Raw genomic sequence first — 24,416 nt, 5'->3', positions numbered from 1 at the left:
CAACCTCAGGCGGTAAAAGATCGTTTTTCAAAGATGCCCATCTGCGAGATCGCGCCGACCTCGGTCTCCTCGGAGCCAACAGGCTGGAAGCGGACGCTATAGCCAAAGCGCTCGGCTACACCCTTACCCCAGGCCTCGAACTCCTGGCGCGTCCATTCAAAACGGTGATCTTTATGGCGGAAGGTACCGGCCTGCCAGGTCTCGAACTTGACGTTATATTCGGCGTTGGGCGTGGTGATCACGACCAGGCCTGGTTGAGCATATTCAAAAAGCACGCGCTCGAAGGCGCTCAGGCGCGACATATCCAGGTGCTCAATGACCTCGACGACCGCTGCGGCATCGTAGCCCTGCAGGCGCTTGTCGCTATAGGTGAGCGCGCCATGCACCAGGCTGATACGCTCGCGCTGGCGGGGTGCCATATGATCAAAGTGCAGACGACGCCGCGCAATGGCAAGCGAACGATACGAGACATCAAGGCCCAGGATATGCTCAAAGGACTTCTCTTTGAGCAGCAGACGCAACAGCTTGCCCTCACCACAACCCAGGTCGAGCACACGTTTGGCGCCACTCTGGCGTATGGTTTCAAAGGCCGCCTGCAAGCGCTGGTCATGGACTGAGACTTTCTTCTCGTCGCTTCCCTCTTGCTCCTCCGTGGTCCCAGCGGCCTCTTCCTCGTCGAGAACCTCTTCCTCTTCCTCAGAGACGCTGTCCTCGGCAACCAGGCGCGAGAGTGCATCGCGTGTAAGATCACGGCGATGCTTAAGATAGCGATAGGCGATCTGCTCGCGCTCAGGATGCGTCTCTAACCAGCCTTTGCCTCGTGTCAGGAGTTTCTCGACCTCGTCATCCCCAATCCAGTAATGCTTGCTATGATCGAGGACCGGCATCAGCACATAGAGGTGTGACAGGAGATCGCTCAGGCGCTGCTGCCCCTCCAGGGTCACGGTATAGTAATGGCTCTGGCCCCACTCGCTAAACTGCTCATCAAGCGTATATGGCTCAATGGTCAGGCTATAGCCCAGCGGCTCAAATAAACGCCTGAGCCAACCCTCGCCCGCGCGGCAGGGAATCACTGAGAGCGTTGCTTTCAGCGGAATAGCCGTCTCTACCAGTTCTGGTCGCTGCTTACAGCGCCCATTAAGGGCGGTGCCAAAGACTTCGGAGAGCGCAACGCTCAGAAATGAGGAGGCCACATATGGGCGATCATTTACATACTGATCCAGCGATTGCCCCTTATCGCGTCCACGTACCAGTTGCACGGCGTCGATATCCAGCAGCAGCGCAGCGGTACATTGCTCTTCGCTTGCTTCAGGATAAAAGACATGCGCCTTCCCAAAGTTGAGAGAGAAAGTCTGCGCGTGCGCGGGATTTTTGTGAAGCAGATATCCTAAATCTGTAGCGGGTTGATGGGTCGTTGTAAGTGTGAGTAGCATAGCACGTCTACATGTTCCAGCCTGTTCAGGCCTTTCTATGCGCACCGTCACGATTCAAGCTACAAACGAGCATATCCGCACGGAGGCATATATCGACAAATTTTGATTATTATACCAGGGGCTGAAACATGGTACAACCGCCTTGACAAAGACATGCATCTAACCACACAATAAAAGAAGACAGGCTAGAGCAGAGGGAACACGTTTCATGGACTCTCTATCCAGGCGTGGGCCGAAACACCCACACTCAATCGTCAAACGCTTCTGTCGCCAGTGTCAATGCTTGCACGCCCAGATAGCAGGCGCGATAACCGGCTACCTGGCATATGAGGAGCGCTCCGCCCTGGCGCTACGCCTTCTGCTGCGCCTGGCAACACTCTATTTTCTGCAAAAGGCGGACTTCCTGGAGGCAGATCCCGATTATATGCGCCACAGCCTGGAGCAGCATCAGGAGCACCATGATGAGCCAGATACCTATTACTCGCAGTATTTCCTCCCGCTACTGGTGACACTTCTCGGCGGATCATCACAAGACGCGCGGTTTCATACCCTTCCCCATCTTCCTCTCCCACTCTTTCGCCTTTCTCCCCTGGAACAGCTAATGGGGCTGGCTGATAGCGCCTTTCAGGCGGTCTACGACCTTTTTGATACCTATACCTGGCAGCTCGCCAGGCAGCCATTTGACACACAAAGCCTCACGCCTGTTGCGCTGTCCTGCCTGTACGAGCAGCACCTCAACCAGAAGAAGATGGGGGCCTACTATACCAGCGAGGATATTACATACTATATGGCCTGCAATACGCTTATCCCTTATCTCTTAGACACTCTCGCAAAACGTATCTCACCTTCCGCTCTTCACGCTATGCTGGCACTCCCCCTGAGCCACTTCACTCCTTCGCGTTACCTGCCAGCGGCACTCCAGGAGCCAAACTTGCTTCCCCTGGAAACAGCTTTTGAACATATTATGCGCCATGCACGCCTGATACAGCTGGAAGCACATCTGGAACACGAAGGTATCGCAACGCCCATGGAACTTGTCACCAGTAACCTGGATGCGCGCCAATTTCTGCTGGATGCCCTTACGCTGTGTGAGGATGTTGAGACCCTTCTGGCCTTCTACGATATCCTTGAGCATGTAAGCGTCCTCGATCCTACCTGTGGCTGTGGAGCCTTTCTCTGCACCACCCTTGATCTCCTCCAGGTACTCTATAGCGCCTGCCTGCAACGCCTATGCTCCTTCACAACCCACCCACGCTGCCAGGAACTCCGCGCCTCTGTGGCCAGTTCGCCCGGCAGGGACTATTTCGTGCTACACGCCATCCTTACCCATAACCTGTATGGCATTGATCTTTTAGAGGAGGCAACGACTATCTGTCAGCACCAGCTTTTACTGGCACTGCTAGCGTGCGCGCCTCCCTCCGCTCGCCAGCCACTCCCGCCCAACTTAGAAGAGCATATTTGTTCTGGCGATATCCTCTCTGATACCATGCCCGCCTTCTCCTGGCCCTCGTTCTTTCCTCAGGTTATGGCACGTGGGGGCTTTGATATCGTTCTCGGCAACCCGCCTTACCTGGAGCTACAACGTGCTCCGGCCAGCCTGCTTGATCAACCTCCACGCTCCAGGACGCCGACATATGGAAATCTCTATGCGGAGGTACTCCTACGCGCCTCACAGATCAGCCACGCCGATCAGAGCTATCTTGGTTTGCTTGTCCCCTTGAGTCTCTGTGGCAGTCCACGCTTCGCCTCGCTCCGCGCCCTGTTACGCCAATCCTCCGCTACACTCTGGCTCGCGCATTTTGAGATCTTTCCCTGCCGCCTCTTTGAGGGCGCCTTTCAGCGCCTTACCCTGCTCCTCGCGCGACGCGACACATCAACATCCGCCGCGCAGCAAACTTATAGCACCCGCATCCAGCGCTGGTATGCCTCTGAACGCCCCCAACTCATTGAGCTGATTCACTATACACCCCTGGATAGCGCGCCAGCCACCACGACCTTTCTGAAGTTGGCCGCGCCTCCTCATGCCCAGATTTTGCATACATTGGCGCGTCTCCCCGACCAGGTGGCACTTGGCTCACTGCTGGCGCCTGGCTGTACACCCTACTTTGTGTATTACCAGGAGGCAACCAACTACTGGACAAAGGCCGTCTGCCATATTCCCTTCTACAAAAAGAATGGGGTGCTTATGACACCTCCGCATGGCCGCTTCCTCTACTTCTCCTCTGAGCCACTGGCACATGTGGTTATGGCTGTGATGAATAGTTCGCTCTTCTATACCTGGTTCGCGACCCACTCGGATGGCTTTCACCTGACACATACCCTCGTCAAGGCCTTCCCTTTGCCCCGCGAGCTCCTCGATAGCGCTCAGCTCCAGGAACTCGCCCTTGCGCTGGAACACGATATTCTCCGCCATGCCCACTACAGTACGCGCCATACGCGCGAGAATGTACAACATACGCACGTGGGCCTGCGTATTGAGCTGATGGAATACATGCTCTCCCGCTCACGCCCCTTACTTGACCAGATTGATACGCTTCTGGCTGAGTTTTATGGCTTTACGGCAGAAGAGCTATCATTCCTCTTGCATTACGATCAGAAATATCGCGCCGCCCACGACGAAGTATAGCTGGTCCTACCCGATTGGATAAAATATCATACAAACAGTACAACTATACGTTGCTATACTAGAAGGCTTTTTGTTTCAGTAGAGATCAGGGGTTGTCTGGGTGAAGAAAACACAAGAACAGGTTATTCGCCGCTTTTATAAGCAATTTGAGCAGGAGCGCTACCACTTTCTCGCTGCGCTCTCGGGTATTGAAGAGAGCCGTGAGCGCGAGCACTATGCCTCGTTGCTGCTCTATCGCCTGCTCTTCCTCGCCTTCCTGCAACAGCGGGGCTTCCTGGCGGGCAATCCACGCTATCTCTTCGAGCAATTCCAGCAGACACAAGAACACTATGGACCCGATACGTTCTACCGCCACTTCCTGCTACCGCTCTTTCACGAAGGCCTGAGCAAAGCCCAGCACACACCTGAGCTACTCGTACGCCTGGGTTCTGTTCCCTTCCTGGGGGGCAACTTCTTCGCTCCGCACGCCATCGAGCAGCGCTATCCCACGCTCCACCTTCCCGACCAGAGTTTTCAGCGACTCTTCGCCTTCTTCGATACCTACGAGTGGCAGCTTGACCCATCAACCTCTGCTTCTGGCACGAAAGATGTCATCAATCCTGACATACTTGGGCATATCCTGGAACAATATGTCAATCAACAGCAGATGGGGGCCTACTATACACACGACGATGTGACCTCCTATATCGCACGCTATACCCTGCTCCCCTATCTACTACAAAAAGTCGCGCAACAAGCACCCGAATCCTTCTCGCCATCGTCGCCTCACTGGCAACTCCTGCGCACACAGCCAGAGCGCTATATCTATGCCGAGCTGGGGTGCCAAACAGAGCTTCCCGGCGAAACAGCACAGGAATACACACAACGTCAGGCACGCTATACACATCTCTTGCACGCGCTCAAAGTGGGCGAGATTCACACGTTTGATGCTTGTATCACTCACAACCTGGACATACAGCTCTTTGTACTTGATCTGCTCACAGTGTCGTTTCCGCTGCAACTGGTACGCACTTTTTATGCAGAACTCTGCCAGGTCTCGATTCTCGACCCCACCTGCGGCTCAGGGGCCTTTCTCTTCGCGGCCCTCAATGTGCTAGAACCGCTCTACGAGGCGTGTCTCTGCCGTCTCAGTGGACCTGTTGCCGTACAGCAGAAATATGACCTGCTCAAGAGCATTATCACGCGCAACCTGTATGGTGTCGATCTCATGGAGGAGGCCATTGAGATTTGCACGCTCCGCTTCTTTCTCAAACTGCTGGCGCAGCTCCAAGGCGTGGAAGGTATTGAGCCTCTGCCCGCACTCCAGCAGAACCTACATGTGGGTAATGCGCTGGTAGGCTATGTTCATGCTCCAGCAACTTATCCGAATCCGCAGGCACCGCGCGAACTCGACTATGCCCTGGCTGCGACATATGGCGTTAATCCTGCTGATGACGAAGCCTTTGCCCGCTGGCGTGCCAGTCACCAGCCTCTCCACTGGTGGGCCACCTTCCCCGAGATCCAACAACAGGGCGGCTTCAGCATCATTCTGGGAAATCCCCCCTACGTAGAGTACGAGGCACGTAAGTTCGCCTATCGCTTACCACGCTACGAAACAGCCGCCTGCGCCAACCTTTATCCCTGTATTATCGAGCGCAGCGTCCAGCTTCTCGCTCCAGATGGCAGGCAGAGCATGATCCTGCCCCTGGCGGCCTTCGCCACGCGCAATATGCTTCCCTTCTTGCGGGGCTTTAAACGCTGGTTTCCCACAAGCTGGCTCTCGTTTTATCACTTCCGGCCCGCCATGCTCTTTGGTGGTCATAAAATTGCCAGCATCCCCACCGCCATCTACCTGGCGCGCGCCAGTGGACCAGAGCGACGCTTCAGCACGCATATACGTAAATGGAGCACGGAACAGCGCCCGGCCCTCTTCCCTACGCTCGTTTACAGTCCTGTCACCGTGAACACTGATGCTGCAAACCCTCATTACTATCCAAAATTCGGCCACGCCAGTGAGAACGCGATTCTGGCCAAGCTCCTACGACAGGAGACAATTGAGCGCTACCTCTCGCCCCAGCCCAACCAGAATTGTATGTACTATCGCTCGGCTGGCGGCCTATACTGGAAGGTCTTCATCAACTTTCCCTGGCCCTATCACACCACATCCAATAAGTATTGTTCTTTTCAGGCGCCTTACCACCGCGATGTCTTCGTGGCACTTCTCAACAGCTCGCTCTTCTGGTGGTACTATACCGTCACGTTTGATACCTTCAACCTCAAAGACTATATGCTCTTTGGTTTTCGCTTTACCTATCCCCAGGATTCCCAGGCGGTTGAGGCCTTGTGCCAGCTCTGTGCGGATTTAATGCAGGACTATCGCCACAACGCTCTCCATCGCCGCCGGGGACAAACCGGCAGCTATACCGTCTATGCCAAAAAAGCTAAGCCGATCATTGATGACATAGATGCGCTCCTGGCCCAACACTATGGCATGACAGAAGAGGAGTTGACCTTTATTCGCTCCTATGACCTTAAATATCGCCTTGGCTCCGAAGAGCAGGAGCTTCTTCCCTCCCGATAACAAGCGCGCCACTTCATGCACAAGAAATGCCTTGAGCTCACGTCTTTGCAGTGTAAAGCTCTGAAACTATTTTGTGGTACACATCACAGGGAAACTGTCATATTTTTTACTTCAGAACCCAACAATACATGGTACCATATGAAGTGGAGCTCTTATCCAATTACACTTTTGACATCGCAAACTGCATTTTATATACACAGAGAAGGACTTTTCATTTCTATACATACCCTGCTAGCAATCAAGCAGAGAAAAGTAGAGACTACACGATGATGCATTGCAAACATTGTGGTACACTCAATCCCGCCGAAGCGGGTTTCTGCGGGAATTGTGGAAAAAGCCTGAATCAGCTCGCCAGCGACGACTTTACCAGGCAGCATAATCCTGTCCTGCAAGCTGATGCCCTGACCCAGATTTCGGGTCCGCACATACCAATTTCCTCGTCTAATCCGGCGACTCCCCCCCCGGTCTACACCGCGCCTCCCACTACGCCTATTACACCCATTCATCGCCCGACCTCCTTTCCAGCGTCAACGCCCGAGGAGGAGGAGGAAGAGGAGCGCCGTAAACGCGCAGCCCTCCTCGGTCTCCCCTTGATGGGCGCGGCATTTGAGCAAGCACCTAACAATGTTCCTACTGTCCAGGGTACGCCCAGCCAGCCAGGCATACCAGGCGCCAACGGGACGCCAAATATGCCCTCACCCATGGGCAACATGCAGGCAGGACTGCTGCCAGGTCCTGGTGGCAATTTCACCCCTGGAGGGCTCCCAACAGTGGCCCAGCCACCCATTTCACTACCACCACCCGTCTATACGCCACCGACATCATCGCCTCAACCAGGCCCTCCTGGCTCGCCCCAGCCAACCACACCCCCAAACCACCCCGGTTGCCTCTCCTGGCTGCTAATCGCGCTTACCGTGCTCGTGATTCTGGCCAGCATCGGAACCCTCGGGCTAGTACTCTTTACCCCCGCTCTCAGCCTGGATGGAGCTTCGGTCGTGCAGGTCGGCAATACATATCAACTCTCAGGGCAGGGCTTCCTCCCCGGAACCTCGGTTACACTTACACTTGATGGCAGCACACCCATTCTGTTTGCCGCTGGTTCAACCCCTGGCAGCGTACAACAGACAAATATGCTGGCTGGAAACGTTCTTTCCACACAACATCCAACACGTGGAAGCAATACACTGAACGTCAGCGCCCTGGGAACCTTTAAGGTCTCACTCCATGTTGACAATACCTGGCATCCAGGTAAGCATACTATTCAGGCCAGTGGCAACTCAGTCCAGCACACAGCCTCACTTGAAGTGACGGTGACCCAGAATGGTGTCCACCTCCCAACTCCAACCACCACTGTGACCAGCACACCCACTGCCACGGATACTCCTGTTCCTACAGATACACCCGCGACCACGGATACTCCTGCGTCAAACCCACCCGCGCTGGACATCGTCAACCCTGCCAGTGTCTCACTAAGCGCAACCGCTGGTAGCAACCAATCGACAACCGCTACGACCACACTCACTACCCGCGGTAGTGGAACGCTTACCTGGCAATCCAGTTGGAACGCCTCCTGGCTCAATGTGTATCCCTCGCAGGGCCAGATTGAAGCTCCAGGCACACAGACAATTCAAGTAAGTGCCAATGCCAGCCAGTTAAAAGCCGGGACCTATACGACCTCGGTCGTCTTCTCTAGCCAGGCCAGTTCCAGCTACAGCACGCTTACCGTCACGCTTACCGTCAAAGCGGCAACTGTCGTTTGCATCAATGCCTCTCCTACCTCCATTGTCATGAAGAGCGTCAATGGCGGCATGGACCGCGCGCAGATTACGCTAACCAATTGTGGTAACGTAAGCTCCGATTGGAGCGCAACCAGTTCTGCCACCTGGCTGAATCTCTCACTATCCTCTGGTACACTGAGCGCGGGGCAGCAGACAACAACACTTGCAACTGCTCCCAATAGGGTCCAATTGAAAGACGGAACCTATACCGGCTACCTTACCTTTACCAGCGGCTCCAAACAGGTCACGGTAACCGTTACGCTCACCGTTTCAACAATCATTACCTGACAGGACGCTTGAGCACTAAAAGCTCGACAATGATAGAATAGAAGAGAGAGTTTGGTGATGTGGATGTGCAGGGGGCAGCCCTTGGCTGCTACCCAGCACACCCATACCACCAATCAGAGTGAGCGCCGCAGGCGCGAGACTGCTGTTTCGGGAGTTATAATGCCACAAGATGCACTCATTGGCACACAGATCGAAGCCTATCAGATAAAGGCAGCCATTGGCGAGGGCGGCATGGCACGCGTCTACCGTGCGTATCACGATCGCCTGCAACGCGATGTCGCGCTCAAAGTGATTCTGCCACACCTGCTCGACCAGGGACAGCACCAGGATAAGGCGGAGTTTATCGAGCGCTTCAAACGCGAGGCCCTGCTTATCGCCAAACTGGAGCATCCCAATATTGTGTCGGTCTATGACTTCGGCGAGGCTCGTATCCAGGGCGAGACGCTGACCTACCTGGTCATGCAGTATGTCGGTGGGGGAACCCTACGCAGCTATATGCACGATGGGCAGCCCGTTGATCCACGACGCACGACACGCTATATTCTCCAGATGGCGCGCGCCCTCCATCACGCCCATCTCCGGGGCATCGTCCACCGCGATATCAAACCCCAGAACATGCTTGTCTCCTCCAGCGACCAGAATCACCTGCTGCTCTCAGACTTTGGCATCGCCAAACTTTTCTCTACTCATGATGAGGCGCCACGCGCGACCCTGGCTCAGGCACACGCCAATCCGGCCCTGACACAGATAGGTCAGATCGTCGGAACAGCGGCATATATGGCGCCAGAGCAATTTAACGAACAGCCTGTGGATGCACGTAGCGACATTTACGCGTTGGGTGTGGTGCTTTACCAGATGCTTGCGGGCCAGCGCCCCTTCCAGGCCGAAAACTTTACCGGTTTTCAATATCAGCACACCTTCCAGCCGCCTGCCCCCATTCGTGCTACCAACCCCCAGGTTCCCGAAATCCTGGAGCAGATTACCTTCCGCGCACTCGCCAAACGCCCCGAGCAGCGCTTTCAGACCGCGGAAGAGATGGCCGATACCCTGGAGCAGGCTCTGACAACGCTCTCGCAGCCCTCATCGGCGATGCCGCAGCTCTCCTCTAATGCCTCAGCACTTACCCTTCCCTCACATCCATCCGCCAGGCCAACCCAGCCCAGCTATTCCACGGCTCAGGCGCTTCCGTCCTCGCCCGGAGCCTATACTCAGGCAGGTGCGCTCACCACGCCTCAGTATCAATCGCATCGCACGCCCGTAACCGATCAGGGGGTCATGCCACAGACCAATCCCTACCCGGTCCCCTCGCAGATAAGCCAGCCGCGTCGCACCCCCATCTTCAGGCTCTCTACGATTATGACGGTTATTTTCATCCTGCTTGCCATCGTGCTTGTGGCGACCAATGTTCTTCCTCGCCTGGGGGTTAGCCTGAACTGGCCAACCGCACCTTCCACCCAAGGAGCCCAGGCCTTTACCGACACCTTCAAATCCAGCGACAATCCCCATCACTGGCCTGTGGGGGACCTCAATGCGACCACAGACTCGCTCTCAAGCACTGGCTATAACCTTGCCGTGCATGATAACAAGACTCACTTTCCTGCCCCTCAGGCCAGCGGCACGCTGCCAGATAACTTCACCTGGACCGTCACCCTCCACCAGGAAGCCGGAACCCAGGAGCGCTTTTATGGCATTGCCTTCCATCTCTCCTACTCCGGATCAAATGTCCTGTCCTGCTACGCCCTCATCATCGACGGAGAAGGTGGTCTCATGGTCCTACGCTATGACAGCAATAACGGTATCCCTACGCCTAACACCCTTTGGAGCAATACAGCCGAAAAAGCCATCCACACTGGCCTCCACGCTGATAATACACTCCAGGTCATCGCTCATGGCAGCACCTATAGCTTTAAAGTCAATAACACCCCCATCACTCTTGCCAACCATACAACCAGTATCAGCGATAGCCACTATACGGCAGGCCAGGTAGGCCTCCTGATCACAGGCAAAGCCAATAACCAGGACCAGGAACCAGGCTACGTTGCGACCTACGCCCAACTCACATTGCCTTAGTTGTAGAGTCCATGCCAGCATGGGCCCTACACTCTGGCTCCGTCCTCTGCGCGCGGCTTGTTTGCACAGGCCGCGCACTTTCGCTATAATGCTGAGGGTCGTACGCAAACAAGCATATATATGATAACTCTGCCGTTTTTGTAGCTCTTCCTCGTTTACAGAAAACACAGCCATATCGCTTATGCTCACACTACAAGAACAACTGCAAGATGCCACCGAACTGCTACAGGTCTCACGCCGCGTCGCGGTCTTAACGGGTGCGGGCATCAGTACCGAGTCTGGCATCCCCGACTTTCGCGGGCCTGGCTCCATCTGGCGCGCCAACCCGCCCGTAAGCTATCGGGACTTTATTAACAGCGCCGAGGCGCGCCAGAAATATTGGGCGACCCGGCGTCAGTTGCGCCAGCAGGTGGGCGCCGCACACCCCAACGCAGCGCATCTCGCCCTGGCCGACTTAGAGCGTTTGGGGCTGCTACTAGGATTGATTACACAGAACTTCGATGGGCTACACCAGGACGCGGGCAATACCCCTGAACGCATTGTGGAGATGCATGGGACCTCGCGTGTGGCTAGCTGCACCCTATGTGGAACACGTTCGTCTATAGAAACCTTGCAGCAACGCATCGACGATGGCGAGCGCGATCCCCAATGCCCTCTCTGTGGCGGCTATCTGAAGACGGCAACTATCCTCTTTGGCCAGCGCGTACCCGAAAGCGAGCTTAGCCGCGCCAAGGAATATGCCGCACAGTGTGATCTCTTTATGGTTATCGGCTCATCGCTGAAAGTAACGCCTGCCTCCACGCTTCCACGCATCGCGCTACGCCGCAACGTGCCGCTCATCATCATTAATCTCGAGCCTACCACGCTCGATACTTATGCTGATGTCGTCATTCACAGGAAAGCTGGCAAGATACTCCCTCCCCTTGTAAAGAGCCTCGCTCCTGATGCATAATCAGGCGAGGACACTTCATACAGGGAGAGGATTTGACCATGCAAGCAATCTCATTGGCCTATGGCTCAGAATCTCAGCAGTTCGGGGAGCTTTACGTACCACTAGGGACGGGTTCACACCCGGTTGTGGTGCTTATTCACGGAGGATTCTGGCGCGCCCCTTATGACCTCACACTAATGGAAGGGCTGGCCCAGGACCTCGTCGGTCACGGTATCGCGGTGTGGAATATTGAGTACCGGCGCGTTGGCGATCCAGGAGGAGCCTGGCCGGGGACCTTGCAGGATGTGGCCGTTGCAACGGATTATTTACGGCCCATTGCTCCAACCTACGCCCTCGACCTGGACCGCGTCATATCGGTGGGGCACTCGGCTGGCGGGCACCTAGCCCTCTGGCTGGCGGGCCGCTCACACATAGCCAAAACCAGTCAGCTCTTCAGTCCCTCACCACTCCAGCTTACTGGTGTTATCAGCCTGGCAGGCGCCAGCGATCTCGAGCTTGTCTGGAAACTCAATCTGGGAAAAGGCGCCGCCGCTGAATTATTGGGAGGCGGTCCCGCCGAGGTAGGGGAGCACTACGCCAGCGCCTCACCTACGGCCCTCCTCCCATTCCAGATTCCCCAGGTACTGATTCATGGCGACGCGGACGACCGTGTCCCCCTCTCCGTCAGCCAGGCCTACACCCAACAGGCCCAGCAGGCAGGCGATGCCGTCCGCCTGATCTCCCTGCCAGATACCGATCATTTCGAGCTAATTGATGCTAAATCGCAGGCCTGGACACGTACACGCGAGGAGATACTTGCCTTGCTCAAGTCCCCTGGCAAAACCAAATAAAAGTTAGAGGAGCAGAAGCACTCGCCTCTGCTCCCCCTTATTTCGCGGGCTTGGCCTCTAATCCCGCCTGTGAGGCATAGATGTTATAGGTCATCCCATCCGCTGGTAGAAACACAGCCGTGCCATAGGCGGCCTCCACAAAAGGTGAACTCCACGCCTGCTTGTATACGGTCTTGAAGAATTGTCCATCGCCCCCGTTCAATTCATAAACGGAGCGCTCGCCCTTCGCCTCCAGGTTCACGTCCTCATAGCGGCCCTCTAGGCGCGTCAGCTTATAGCCCGAGTGCAGCCCAAAGAGGTTCAACCAGCCCGGAAACTTGAGCATATTGCCCTCAAGCAGCCACTGGTCGCCATTTACGAAGTACGCCTTATCTGAGGTGGTATTGCCATGCTGATCGTACTGCGTCAACTCAAGGCTCATTAAATGCGGCCTACCTTCAACAGGTTGCGCATGCACACGCGCAACCTGGATCTCGCCCGTTAAGCCAAGATAGCTCTGCGTCAACGAAGTGATCCACAGGATGCCTACAGCCAGCAACAGCAGCAGCACACCGCCAATGCCTCGCCCCGGCCTCATATGCCGACGTCTACGCTTATAGCGACGAATTCCCTCCTCATCCACATATTCAACGACACGCCGACCTCCCGCCAATCCCATCAGCGAGGAGATTAAGAGCACCAGCCCACCCACAAACAAAATGAAGAGTAGAATCTGCGGCAATCCAATTTGTACAGGATATTCCATTAGCCTGCCTGCCTCCCATAAATTTGACCTTGTATCTTACGACCTGCGTATTTTCGTGTAATTACTACATCGCTTACATACTATACGATTATATGGTCGCTTTCAATTCAGCGCCTTGCCCCACAGAAATTTTCATTTCTCTTCCTGCTCTTGCCTCGGAGTAAGGGGTATGGATGAAAAACAGCTTTGCCGTTTTCACCCATACCCCTTACTCCTGAGCGCCACAGGCACGAAGATTCATGCAGCGGCCATGAAACGGACTTAACATAGAAGTTGAACTATTATATAGTACGCCTGTGTTATTGCCTGGCTTATAAACATCATTAACACGTATTAAAATTCTCTACGAACTCCATACTCATCCAAAGACATAAGTATTTTTGTAGCCTGTTTTAGTCTCTCATTCGTTTATGGAGTAGGGGAAGAAATGCCGCAGTTCATAACAAGGCCCTCCCCTCTTTATCGCTCGCGATTACAGCATTCGAGATGGAGCAAAACATGTCACAACCACAAGCTATTATCTTTGACCTTGATGGTGTGTTAACCGATACCTCTGAATATCACTACCAAGCCTGGAAACACCTGGCTGATGACGAGGGCATTACCCTCACGCATGAAGAGAATGACGAGCATCTGCGCGGTGTGGGGCGCCGTGAATCGTTGATGTATATCATCCGCGGTCACCAGTATTCCGAGAACCAGATCCAGGAGATGATGGAGCGCAAGAATCGCTACTATCACGCCCTCATTGAGCGCATGACCCCCAAAGAGGTCGTGCCTGGCGGCGTGGCGCTCCTCGAAGAAATCAAAAGCGCGGGCATCAAAGTTGCGATTGCCTCCGCCAGTAAGAACTGTCGCCTGGTGCTTGACCGCCTGCAATTGACCAGCTACTTCGACGGTATCGCCGATGGCAACTGCGTGGTAAACGGCAAGCCCGCGCCCGACATCTTCGTCTATGCCGCGGGACTCGTCAATGTGTTTACCCCCAACTGTATTGGTGTTGAGGATGCCGATGCTGGCATTCAAGCTATCAAGGCCGCGGGCATGAAGGCGGTTGCTATTGGACCAGCCTCACGTTTTCATGGCCCTGATAAGGTCCTCCCCAACATGGAGAATAAACACTTAAAAGACTTACTCGTTGAGTAACCATCGTGACGTCTATAAGAGGAACCCAAAAAGCAACACAAGGGCATGTCTGCAACCCACATGGTAGGAAATTGTTAGGGAAAAGGAAGAGGACTTTCGTGAATCACTGGCACATCAACGAGGACGCGTTCGATCCAACACTCAAAAAGGTGCTGAGCCAGGAAACCGTCTTTACGATTGGTAATGGCTATTTCTGCACACGCGGCACGTTCGAGGAAGGGTATCCTCGCAATAATCCCGCGACCCTCCTCTATGGCGTCTTTGATCATATTCCCATCGCCAAGGAGGAACTCGCCAACGCCCCCGATTGGACCTTGATCCAGCTCTTTCTCAACGGCGAACGCTTTCGCCTTGATCGCGGCACCATCTTAGATTATCATCGCTCGCTTGATCTTCGCCAGGGATTGCTCAAGAGCAACATCCTCTGGCGCAGTCCCGCTGGCATCGAAGTGCGCGTTACCAGCGAGCGTTTCGCCAGCCTTGACGATGAACATGTAGGCGCCATTCACTATAGCGCTACCCTGGAACAAACGCCACAGGGCCAGCCCTGTGAAGTCGCCATCATCGCGACACTCAATACCGCCGAGGGCAACTACGACGTCATGCACCTGGAGACCGTCGACCAGGGCAACACCGATGACCTCCAGTGGCTACATTGCGAGACCAAGAAGACGCTCGTACAGATTGTTATGGCCACGACCTTCCAGAGCGAGACACCCAACTTTAGCAAGGAGTTGCTCAACTCAGATATCGCACCCGCCATCCGCTACATCGGTACGCTCGAACCTGGGCAGACCTTCTCGGCCGATAAACTGGTCGTGATCTATACCTCGCGGGATGCCACCGATGATCCCCGCACAGCAGCCATTCAGCATCTCCAGAAGCTCGAGTATGATACAGAGTTCCCGTATGATCAGCTTCTCGCCAATAACCGCGAGGCCTGGAGTGCTTTCTGGAATCGCGCTGACATTGTCATTGAGGGCGACGAAAAGGCCCAGGTTGGAACACGCTATAACCTGTATCAACTGCGCATCAACGTCTCCTCCCATGATAGTCGCTATAGCGTGGCAGCCAAGGGCATGACTGGCTTTGGCTATCGTGGACATGTCTTCCACGATACTGAAATCTTTATGCTGCCTTTCTATACCTTTGTCATGCCAGAGGTGGCACGCAACCTGCTGATCTATCGCTATCGCCTGCTCGATGCCGCGCGCCAGAAGGCGGCCAGTAATGGTTTCCAGGGCGCCCAATTCCCCTGGGAAAGCACCTTGAGTGGCGAGGAGACAACTCCTAGCTCCATCATTCATCCTGAAACGGGCGAGGTCATTCCCGTCCTCAACGGCTTTATCGAAATCCATATCACCGCCAGCATTGCCTATGCCACCTGGCGCTACTGGCGCGTGACCGGCGATGATACTTTTATGGAGAAGTTTGGCGCAGAGATCTTGCTCAGCAGCGCTCTCTTCTGGGTCAGTCGCGTGGAAGAAGACCCTGAAAAAGGCGATTATGTGATTACGGATGTGATCGGTCCCGATGAGTGGCACGAGCACGTCAACAACAACACCTTCACCAACTTCATGGCCCGGCAAAACATCAAATATGGCCTGGCAGCGTTGGAGTGGCTACAACAACATCACCCGGAGAAGGCGGAGCAGCTTGCACACCAGCTCGAACTGACAGAGCAAGACCTGGCACACTGGCACGAGGTGAGCAATAAAATTCGCCTCCCACGAGATCCTCAGACCAACCTCTTTGAGCAGTTTGATGGCTTCTTTAATCTGGAGCCTCTCGATCAAAGCAAGTATCACGGTCGCAAGGATTCCTACCAGGGCATTCTGGGCGTCCACGCGATCCAGAAGTACCGTATCATCAAACAGGCCGATGTGCTTATGCTGCTGACCATTCTCACCGAAGAGTTTGATGAGCAAACCAAGCGCGTCAACTGGGACTACTACTATCCCATCACTGATCATGACTATGGCTCCTCACTCACACCCGCGCTCCACGCCATCCTGGCCAGCGAGCTCGATGAGACGCAAGCGGCCTACCAATTGCTGATGAAGGGCGTGCTGGTGGATATCGAGAACCTGCGTGGCAACACGCCAGAGGGGATCCACGCGGCCTGCGCGGGCGCGGTCTGGCAAGCCATCATCTTTGGCTTCGCGGGCCTACGCATCAAAGATGACCAGATACACATCAATCCCCATCTCCCCGAACGTTGGACGCGCCTGGCCTTCACTGTTCAATTCAGAGGTCAGACCACGCCCTTTGATATCCACTCCTGAAGCAAACGTTCTCGGGAAGTGTGGGTGTGCTGCGGCGCGGGCTAAGCCCGCGCCGTAGCACACCCACACTTCCCTCTCTGCGAACCCCGCAGGCGTGAGAAATGAAAAGCCAGCACAGATCGTGAAGCAAGCTTCTATGCATGAGCCTATCTGGCCGCCTCATGACTTTTCGAATACTGGAAGAAATAGCCTGGAAAACTCTTGACAACGGCCCCGCTATCATGTATTATTCACACCGTGCTAAGTCGATGGCAGCGTACCTGCCCCGCAAGCATTAAAAGTCCGGCGCATTCGTCTAGTGGACTAGGACGCCGCCCTCTCAAGGCGGAGATCACGGGTTCGAATCCCGTATGCGCTACCATACGTTTCCCTGAGGCAAGGGAGAACCCCTTGTCTTCTTTTTTTGCTTACACTAATCACCCAGTGGTGATACGCTCTGGCGCATTCGTCTAGTGGACTAGGACGCCGCCCTCTCAAGGCGGAGATCACGGGTTCGAATCCCGTATGCGCTACCACTTCAATAAACAAAGAGACAAGGGCATTAGTCCCTTGTCTCTTTGCTATGTATGGCAGATTTTGCTATATTTACTATGAGCTTTCCTGGGGAGGCATCTTCGGTTTTACTCACCCGGTCTCCCCATAACCAAAACCCAGGCCCTTGGAGGACTGAAAGGATCTCTTATGTATAAAAAACTCTTATTTGTGATGGTTTGCCTCTCACTCTTCACCGTCATTATCGCCGCTTGTTCCATCAAAGAGCAGGTCGAAGCTAGCACCAAGGTAAAGATGGGCTCCGCCAACTTCATTGACACAACAGTGACCGTCAAAAAGGGTGATAGCATCGCCCTGGTCGATACTGTCAGTGGTCCCCATGTTATCACTAATGGTACCTGGCAGGGCAATAAAGCCAAAGCTGGAGCAGAGCCCGGAGCACCTAATATTGGCACTATTAACTTCGCGGGCAATGATTCGAAAAATATTGGGCCCTTCACAACCGCTGGCACCTTTGAATTCTACTGTACTATCCACCCAGGAATGAATTTAACGGTAAAAGTAGTCTAAGTCAGGCACTCCATCACAACACAAAAAGCATAGGTGGAATATCTTCTCTCCTCTTTGGAATGCAAGATATTCCACTTTTCTTTTCCACAGAGCATGCACTCTCCTCTTATGCATCTCTTCCAGATAAACCATGTTCTATCTAGTACTTTTATGGTACGCGCTACACCATTCTCACCATACACATCGTTTAGTATGTTATAATCACGGGAAAAATCTCCTGCGTCTCAGTTGAGCGCATAGCGCTCTTAAGCTCTTGACCGCAACGTGCATATAAGTAAATTTAAAGATAAAGGTTAATGTTTTATGGATGCACCATATATACCAGCACCAGAACCAAACAAGCAGCCAAAACTTTCAGCGAGGGCCTCACTCTGTTTCAAAGGCGCGGTCGTCCTCTTCCTCGTGATATTTACCACCATCATTGCCGCCTGTGGCGCACCTGACAATAGCATGAGCGCGAACGAAAAGCCCCAGGTAACAGTCACCATCGATCCTAACCATATCCAGAAACAAGTTACCGCCTCACCCACACCCGGCTACTGGTGCGGCGCCTGGGCCACCCAGACCTCGCCTGCCTATAACGCCGATCCCCAGCAAATGACCCTGGGCATCAATGCCAAGTTTACCAAGAACTCCGGTGGCAACCCCCAGGGCATCGCAGGCGCTACGGCCACTGCCATCATCCACTGGGGCGATGGTCTATCTGGTACTGCAAGCGGCACAACCTCTAGCGACGGCCTCGTCGTTATCCCTATCTCCACCGCCGGGCATGAGGGCGCCGTCAATCATACCTCTATCGTCACGATTGACTTTGCAGGACCCGACGGCTCACACTGCTCGGTCGGGCAGGATCGCGCGGCCTTCTTTAGCCTGACCAAACCAACTGTGACACCTTCTCCCTCGCCCACCCGACCCAGCAATCCAGGTGGTCCCGGCGGTCAACCAACCGGCACCCCTAAGTTCTGCCCAACCTTCACAATCCCAAATGTGACCCCCCCTGCCTGCCCATAAGCAATATGAGATGTTAAAGGGTAGCATACAAAAGCAAGCATTGTCGCATTGACAATGCTTGCTTTTGTATGCTACCCTTTTTTCAGGCTGCACGAACCTCCTTTTTAAGGCTTTTTCTCTCGCTCGTCAGCGAGTAAGAACGCTCAAAAAGTAGGGCGCAACCTCCTAACGAGAGGCCAGTTTGTCAATCGCTCGATCCCTATTTCTCTGTGTTTCAATGTATTTCTTTCACTACACTCAGGCTCCTCTGGCTTCTCCTTGTGCATTTTTCGTATGGAAACCCGGCCCCACATCTATAAGTGGGATAAAAGGACAGTTGACGTTTAACCCGTCATGGCTCAACACTATGTTACATCTACCAGTAGCAATTGTGCTGCACACTGTAGCTTGAAGGGTTCGTTCTAGGCCAATCCTGTACACTAATAGCAGGTCCTACACGACATAGTCATCCCTGTTTCTAGACGGAAAACATGCCTTACTCCTGAGTAGCCTCCGGGCTGCTCACTCTCGATATCGTTCTATAATGTTCGCAGACTTTGTACACTTGTGTCTATGCGCTCCAGATACCTGGCGCACACACAACTAGACTCAGATGGAGGACCATCGATGGCGATGAAACGCGCAATCACAGTCACGGTAAACGGGAAACAGTATCACTCTGAGGTCGAGCCTCGCACACTCCTGGTTCACTACCTGCGTGATGCCCTCGACCTTACCGGCACCCATGTCGGCTGTAACACTTCTCAATGTGGCGCTTGCATCGTACATGTCAATGGAGAAGCGGTTAAATCATGTACCGTCCTGGCAGTCCAGGCCGATGAATGCGAGGTCACAACAATTGAGGGCCTGGCCCCCAGCGAGGACAATCTCCATCCCATTCAGGAAGCCTTCTGGGAGAAACATGGCCTACAATGCGGCTTCTGCACACCAGGCATGATCATGGCTACCGCCCAGCTCCTCAAGCGAAACCCTCATCCTTCCGAGGAAGAGATTCGCAAGGGTCTGGAAGGCAACATCTGTCGCTGCACCGGCTACCAGAACATTGTACGCGCCGTCCAGGCCGCCGCTGAAGCCCTGGATACTCGGGCCTCGCAGCCGGTGAGCACCGGCGACTAGGCCCCCTTTTCGCACCGCTCTCAGGCCCATCGCGTTGCGTTTCTCATAGTGGAGAAAGGATGTAACTATTTATGGGTATTGCTTCTATGCTTGGTACGTCAATTAAACGACGTGAAGACCCCAGGCTGATCACCGGCCAGGCTACCTATGTGGATGACATTAAACTCCCAGGGACGCTCCATATGGCCGTCGTGCGCAGTCCGTATGGTCACGCCCGCATTCTTAGCATTGATACATCAGCAGCCCTGAAACATCCTGGCGTCGTCGCCGTTTATACCGCTGAAGATATTAAAGGCAAAGTGGGCAATGTTCCAATCGCGGTTCCCGTGGGCCATATCGTCAATGGCATGGGTGTACGCGGACCACTCGCAGAAGGCAAGGTACGCTTCTACGGCGACCCGGTGGCGGTCGTTGTCGCGGAGAACACCTATATTGCCCGCGATGCCGCCGACCTGGTCGAGGTGGACTATGATCCCCTCCCCGCAGCCATTGATATCGAGAAGGCCATGCAACCTGGCGCCCCCTTGCTCTACGAAGAGTTTGGGACGAATGTGGCTCAGAATGTGAAGCCGCCCACCGATGAGATCGACAAAGTCTTCGCCGAGACTAAGGCCAATGGTGGCATCACGCTGAAATTCCGCCTGATCAATCAACGCCTCGCCCCCGCCTCAATGGAGACTCGTGGTGTACTCGCGGAATACCGTAAGGCGAATAAGACGCTGACTGTCTGGAGTTCTTCGCAGATTCCCCACCTGTTGCGCAACATTCTGGCCTCTCAGTTAAATCTCCCGCAACACCAGTTGCGTGTGATCGTGCCAGAGGTGGGAGGCGGCTTTGGCTCCAAACTCAATGTCTATCCCGAGGAGACGCTGGCGGCCTATATCAGCATGCAGCTCGGACGCCCCATCAAGTGGATCGAGGATCGCAGCGAGAACCTGGCCACTACCGTCCATGGACGCGACCAGGTCGATTATGTAGAAGTCGCCGCGACGCGTGAGGGCAAGGTCACTGGCCTTAAGGTTCATGGCATCTCTGACCTGGGAGCCTACAGCCAGCTCTTTACAGATGTGATCATGACCGCCTTCGGCTTCCCCGTCTCCGGCGGCTCCTATGATATTCCCCACATCTATCTCAGTAGCGATGTCGTCTTTACCAACAAGGTACCGACTGATGCCTACCGTGGCGCCGGTCGACCCGAGGCGACCTACGTGGCCGAGCGTGCCATGGATATGGTAGCGTACGCCCTGCATAAAGACCCAGCCGAGGTCCGCCTGCTCAACTTCGTCAAGCCGGAACAGTTCCCCTACAAGTCTGCGACAGGTGCCGTCTACGACTCTGGCAACTACCAGGGCGCGCTTGAGAAGGCCATGGATATCATTGGCTATAAAGAGCTACGTGAGGAGCAGAAGCGCAAGCGAGCCGCTGGCAAATTCATGGGCATCGGCATCTCATCCTACATTGAGATCTGCGGCTTCGGTCCCAAAGGTACCGCGCCCGTGGGCCTCTATGAGAGCGCGCGCGTACGCGTTGAGCAAAACGGGACCGCTATGGTGTATACCGGGGCCTCTCCGCATGGACAGGGCGAGGAGACAACCTTCGCACAGATTGTGGCTGACGAGTTTAGCATTCCCGTTGAAAACGTCATGATCCTGCATGGCGATACCGACTCTACACCCGAGGGGCGCGGCACCTATGGCAGCCGCACCACCGCCGTCGGTGGTTCAGCCGTCTTCAACGCTGTACAGAAGCTTAAAGAGAAGATGAAGCTCATCGCCTCACATATGCTTGAGGCTAGCCCTGGAGACATCTCGCTTGAAGATGGGAAGTTTAGCGTCGCTGGCTCCCCACAGAAGGCTGTCTCCTTCGCCGAGGTGGCCGCGGTGGCGCATACCTCAAATACGCTCGCCCCTGGCATCGAGCCTGGTCTGGAGACAACCGTCTTCTTCGAGCCTGATGCCTGTGTCTTCCCCTTCGGCACGCATATCTGCGTCGTCGAGATCGATCAGGAGACCGGTGAGCCGCAGATTACGCGCTTCGTGGCCGTGGATGACTGTGGACGCCAGCTCAATCCGATGATCGTTCAGGGCCAGATTCACGGCGGACTCGCCCAGGGTATTGGGCAAGCGCTGTGGGAGAGTGTAGAATACAGTGAGGATGGACAGCTCCTCACCGCGACCTTTATGGATTACGCGATGCCTGCCGCCGAGGGCTTCCCACCCTTTGAACTCGATCATACCGTCACACCCAGCCCGGTCAATCCCCTGGGCGTCAAAGGGGTCGGCGAGGCTGGCACCATTGGCTCGACGCCCGCAGTCGCTGCCGCAGTCGCGGACGCGCTCAATGTCGACCACATTGATATGCCCTATAAACCTGAAAAGTTATGGAAGATCATCCACTACCAACAAGGATAAAGCACGCTAGCTGAAGAACCCTGGTCAGAAATGACAGCGTTCCTCGGTCAGCACACTATACACACTCAAGAGGAGATACGAGCAGTATGTCTATACCAGCAGTCTTTGATTATCATCCCGCGAAAACGGTGGATGAGGCCCTTGCCCTCCTGCAACAATATGGCGACGAGGCCAAGGTGCTCGCGGGCGGCCATAGCCTGATTCCAGCGATGAAACTGCGCCTGTCCCAGCCCGAGCATCTGATCGATATCAGCAAGATTCAAGAGCTGGCCTATATTCGTGAAGAGAACGACGTGATTGCAATCGGCGCGCTCACCACCTATACCCAGGTCGAGTACTCTGACCTCCTGCGCCGCGTCTTCCCGCTTATGCCCGAATGCGCCTCGCATATCGCGGACCAGCAGGTACGCAATCGCGGCACCATCGGTGGAAGCATCGCCCACGCCGATCCCTCCGCGGACATGCCCGGCGTGATTCTGGCCCTGAAAGCCGAACTGGTCATTCAGGGACCAAATGGGAAACGCACCGTCTCGGCCGATGAGTTTATCCTGGGTACATTCGAGACCGTCCTGGAGCCCAATGAACTCCTCGTCGAGCTGCGCTTCCCAAAACCTGCTGCCAAAACGGGCAGCGCTTATACTAAGCTCTCCAACCGCGCCTCACATTACGCGATCGCGGGCTGCGCCGCTGTGCTCTCGCTCGACAGCGATAACACCTGCTCAGCCGCCAGCGTCGTTGTCACGGGTGCCGCCATGCAGACTGCCCGCGCCAGCGCCACCGAGTCGGCCCTGGTTGGCAAACAGCTTACCAGCGAAACCATCGCGGAAGCCGCCAGCCATGCCGCCGAGGGCCTGGAACTAGTCGGCGACATCCACGGCTCCCCCGAGTACCGCCGCCAGATGGTCTCCGTCATGACCCGCCGCGCCATCGAGCAAGCCCTGGAACGCGCATAAACCTGAGTAAAGAAGAAGGCGCTAGCCTCGCGAGGCTAGCGCCTTCTTCTTTACTCAGATCTCAATTTCTTCCAGGCCTCTGACGAATTATCCCTCTTCCAAAATTCATGGATCTTGCCATTCACAACACGCACAGTCGTGGCACCCTCCATTTCTATGCGCTTTCCCGTTGGCTCTCCCATACCTGGTCCAGTATGCGTTCCCCAGCAGCGATATCGCATGAGCACGTTCTCACCCTCGTCACCAATCTCATAAACGTCTATCTTCCAGTCTGGGAAGGCGGTAAACGTATCGCGAATAGCTTGCTTGTAACGCTCTCTATGTGGCTGCCCATTATCATCCGGCAGTTCATGGTTATAAAAATCTTCGGCCAGCAGTTCATCAACGGCACTTTCATCTGCGTCATTCCAGGCACGCTCATAGAATTGACGCGCGATATCTTTATCTCCTCGTGCTAACTCTGTAGTCATATTTTTACTCCCTGTATCTTACTATTTTGCTCAATCTTATTTTACCGTCATTCTGAGCATTGGAACAAACAGCACGCGGCATGTAACGTATATCCATATACTATATATGTGACTATAAGCAAAAGAAAAACACAAGGGAAAGGAGAGCTGAGATGTCCTATAAATCGGCGCTCTCACTTATTCGTGTCCTCGTGGGACTGCTTTTTGTCGCGCATGGAACACAACTGCTCTTCGGCTGGTTTGGCGGAGCTGGCCTGGCTGGAACCATTAAGCTGACTGAGACACTCGGGCTACGCCCTGCGCCTTTTTGGGGGCTACTGGCTGCACTGGGCCAGTTTGGCGGCGGCCTCCTGCTCCTGCTAGGACTTCTTCATCCTCTTGGGGCCCTGGCGGTGATGGGTGCAATGTTAGTGGCCATTCTCAAAGTTCATCTGACACATGGCTTCTGGATTGCCAGTGGTGGCCTCGAATATGCACTCTTGCTCTTCCTACTCGCAGGCATTCTCGGGCTGGCAGATCCGGGCTCGTATGCCCTCGACAATCGCCTCTCACTCAGGCTTCCACGTCCACTAAGCTTTTGGGCTGGGCTAGCAGCCATGATCCTGGTCATAGGCATCGGTATTGCGTCGTCCAGCGCAGCCTAATGGCTTACTAGTGCGCTACTGACGTACGTGGGTGCA

General features: G+C 54.8%; 17 protein-coding genes and 2 tRNA genes. 16 read left to right on the top strand and 3 right to left on the bottom strand.

Annotated elements, in window-relative coordinates; all coding sequences use genetic code 11:
* Window positions 1-5: 5 nt before the first annotated feature.
* The gene (locus tag JMJ16_RS30760; protein WP_201387809.1) at window positions 6-1,433 is read right to left on the bottom strand and encodes a 3' terminal RNA ribose 2'-O-methyltransferase Hen1; all 1,428 of its coding nucleotides are present in this window, start codon (window positions 1,431-1,433) and stop codon (window positions 6-8) included.
* Window positions 1,434-1,641: 208 nt separating this feature from the next.
* Between JMJ16_RS30760 and JMJ16_RS30755 the strand changes: the two genes are divergently transcribed.
* The 6 genes from JMJ16_RS30755 (at window position 1,642) to JMJ16_RS30730 (ending at window position 12,537) form a co-directional block, all read left to right on the top strand.
* A complete protein-coding gene (locus JMJ16_RS30755) occupies window positions 1,642-4,059 on the top strand; it encodes an Eco57I restriction-modification methylase domain-containing protein (RefSeq protein WP_201387807.1) in 2,418 nt (805 codons plus the stop codon).
* A gap of 100 nt (window positions 4,060-4,159) precedes the next feature.
* Window positions 4,160-6,619 carry an Eco57I restriction-modification methylase domain-containing protein gene (locus JMJ16_RS30750; RefSeq protein WP_201387805.1) on the top strand — a complete coding sequence of 820 codons (2,460 nt, stop codon included), beginning with the start codon at window positions 4,160-4,162 and terminating at the stop codon, window positions 6,617-6,619.
* A 266-nt stretch (window positions 6,620-6,885) separates the two neighbouring features.
* Window positions 6,886-8,685 carry a zinc ribbon domain-containing protein gene (locus JMJ16_RS30745; RefSeq protein ID WP_201387803.1) on the top strand — a complete coding sequence of 600 codons (1,800 nt, stop codon included), beginning with the start codon at window positions 6,886-6,888 and terminating at the stop codon, window positions 8,683-8,685.
* An 81-nt stretch (window positions 8,686-8,766) separates the two neighbouring features.
* On the top strand, window positions 8,767-10,755 hold the full coding sequence (locus JMJ16_RS30740; RefSeq protein WP_201387801.1) for a serine/threonine-protein kinase: 1,989 nt from the start codon (window positions 8,767-8,769) through the stop codon (window positions 10,753-10,755).
* A gap of 181 nt (window positions 10,756-10,936) precedes the next feature.
* Entirely contained in the window at window positions 10,937-11,707 is a 771-nt protein-coding gene (locus JMJ16_RS30735; RefSeq protein WP_201387799.1) for a Sir2 family NAD-dependent protein deacetylase, read from the top strand.
* Window positions 11,708-11,745: 38 nt separating this feature from the next.
* The gene (locus tag JMJ16_RS30730; RefSeq protein WP_201387797.1) at window positions 11,746-12,537 is read left to right on the top strand and encodes a S9 family peptidase; all 792 of its coding nucleotides are present in this window, start codon (window positions 11,746-11,748) and stop codon (window positions 12,535-12,537) included.
* A gap of 37 nt (window positions 12,538-12,574) precedes the next feature.
* Here JMJ16_RS30730 and JMJ16_RS30725 read toward each other — a convergent pair whose 3' ends face one another.
* Window positions 12,575-13,282, bottom strand: a complete 708-nt coding sequence (locus JMJ16_RS30725) for a hypothetical protein (RefSeq protein WP_201387795.1) — start codon at window positions 13,280-13,282, stop codon at window positions 12,575-12,577.
* 498 nt (window positions 13,283-13,780) lie between these two features.
* Here JMJ16_RS30725 and pgmB point away from each other — a divergent pair, with 498 nt between their 5' ends.
* The 9 genes from pgmB to JMJ16_RS30680 all read left to right on the top strand — a co-directional run bounded on the left by pgmB (window position 13,781) and on the right by JMJ16_RS30680 (window position 23,266).
* Window positions 13,781-14,428 carry a beta-phosphoglucomutase gene (gene pgmB / locus JMJ16_RS30720; protein WP_201387793.1) on the top strand — a complete coding sequence of 216 codons (648 nt, stop codon included), beginning with the start codon at window positions 13,781-13,783 and terminating at the stop codon, window positions 14,426-14,428.
* A 98-nt stretch (window positions 14,429-14,526) separates the two neighbouring features.
* A complete protein-coding gene (locus JMJ16_RS30715) occupies window positions 14,527-16,713 on the top strand; it encodes a glycoside hydrolase family 65 protein (RefSeq protein ID WP_201387790.1) in 2,187 nt (728 codons plus the stop codon).
* A gap of 284 nt (window positions 16,714-16,997) precedes the next feature.
* A tRNA-Glu gene (locus tag JMJ16_RS30710) sits at window positions 16,998-17,074 on the top strand.
* A gap of 77 nt (window positions 17,075-17,151) precedes the next feature.
* A tRNA-Glu gene (locus JMJ16_RS30705) sits at window positions 17,152-17,228 on the top strand.
* Between the two features lie 166 nt (window positions 17,229-17,394).
* The gene (locus JMJ16_RS30700) at window positions 17,395-17,775 is read left to right on the top strand and encodes a plastocyanin/azurin family copper-binding protein (RefSeq protein WP_201379009.1); all 381 of its coding nucleotides are present in this window, start codon (window positions 17,395-17,397) and stop codon (window positions 17,773-17,775) included.
* Between the two features lie 303 nt (window positions 17,776-18,078).
* Window positions 18,079-18,786, top strand: coding sequence for a hypothetical protein (locus JMJ16_RS30695; protein WP_201387788.1), 708 nt, complete (start codon window positions 18,079-18,081; stop codon window positions 18,784-18,786).
* A gap of 606 nt (window positions 18,787-19,392) precedes the next feature.
* Complete coding sequence (locus JMJ16_RS30690; protein ID WP_007905358.1) at window positions 19,393-19,902, top strand: (2Fe-2S)-binding protein; 510 nt, start codon at window positions 19,393-19,395, stop codon at window positions 19,900-19,902.
* A 71-nt stretch (window positions 19,903-19,973) separates the two neighbouring features.
* A complete protein-coding gene (locus tag JMJ16_RS30685; RefSeq protein ID WP_201387786.1) occupies window positions 19,974-22,313 on the top strand; it encodes a xanthine dehydrogenase family protein molybdopterin-binding subunit in 2,340 nt (779 codons plus the stop codon).
* Window positions 22,314-22,399: 86 nt separating this feature from the next.
* Window positions 22,400-23,266, top strand: coding sequence for a xanthine dehydrogenase family protein subunit M (locus tag JMJ16_RS30680; RefSeq protein ID WP_201387784.1), 867 nt, complete (start codon window positions 22,400-22,402; stop codon window positions 23,264-23,266).
* Between the two features lie 50 nt (window positions 23,267-23,316).
* On the opposite strand, the gene JMJ16_RS30675 is transcribed toward JMJ16_RS30680, so the two are convergent.
* Window positions 23,317-23,736 (bottom strand): ester cyclase, encoded by a 420-nt coding sequence (locus JMJ16_RS30675; RefSeq protein WP_201387782.1) that lies wholly within the window; start codon window positions 23,734-23,736, stop codon window positions 23,317-23,319.
* A gap of 152 nt (window positions 23,737-23,888) precedes the next feature.
* Here JMJ16_RS30675 and JMJ16_RS30670 point away from each other — a divergent pair, with 152 nt between their 5' ends.
* Window positions 23,889-24,380, top strand: a complete 492-nt coding sequence (locus JMJ16_RS30670) for a DoxX family protein (RefSeq protein WP_201387780.1) — start codon at window positions 23,889-23,891, stop codon at window positions 24,378-24,380.
* Window positions 24,381-24,416: the final 36 nt, after the last annotated feature.

Source organism: Ktedonobacter sp. SOSP1-52 (genome assembly GCF_016587395.1).
Note: the sequence above shows the minus strand (reverse complement) of the source record. Positions and strands in the feature narration are given on the sequence as shown.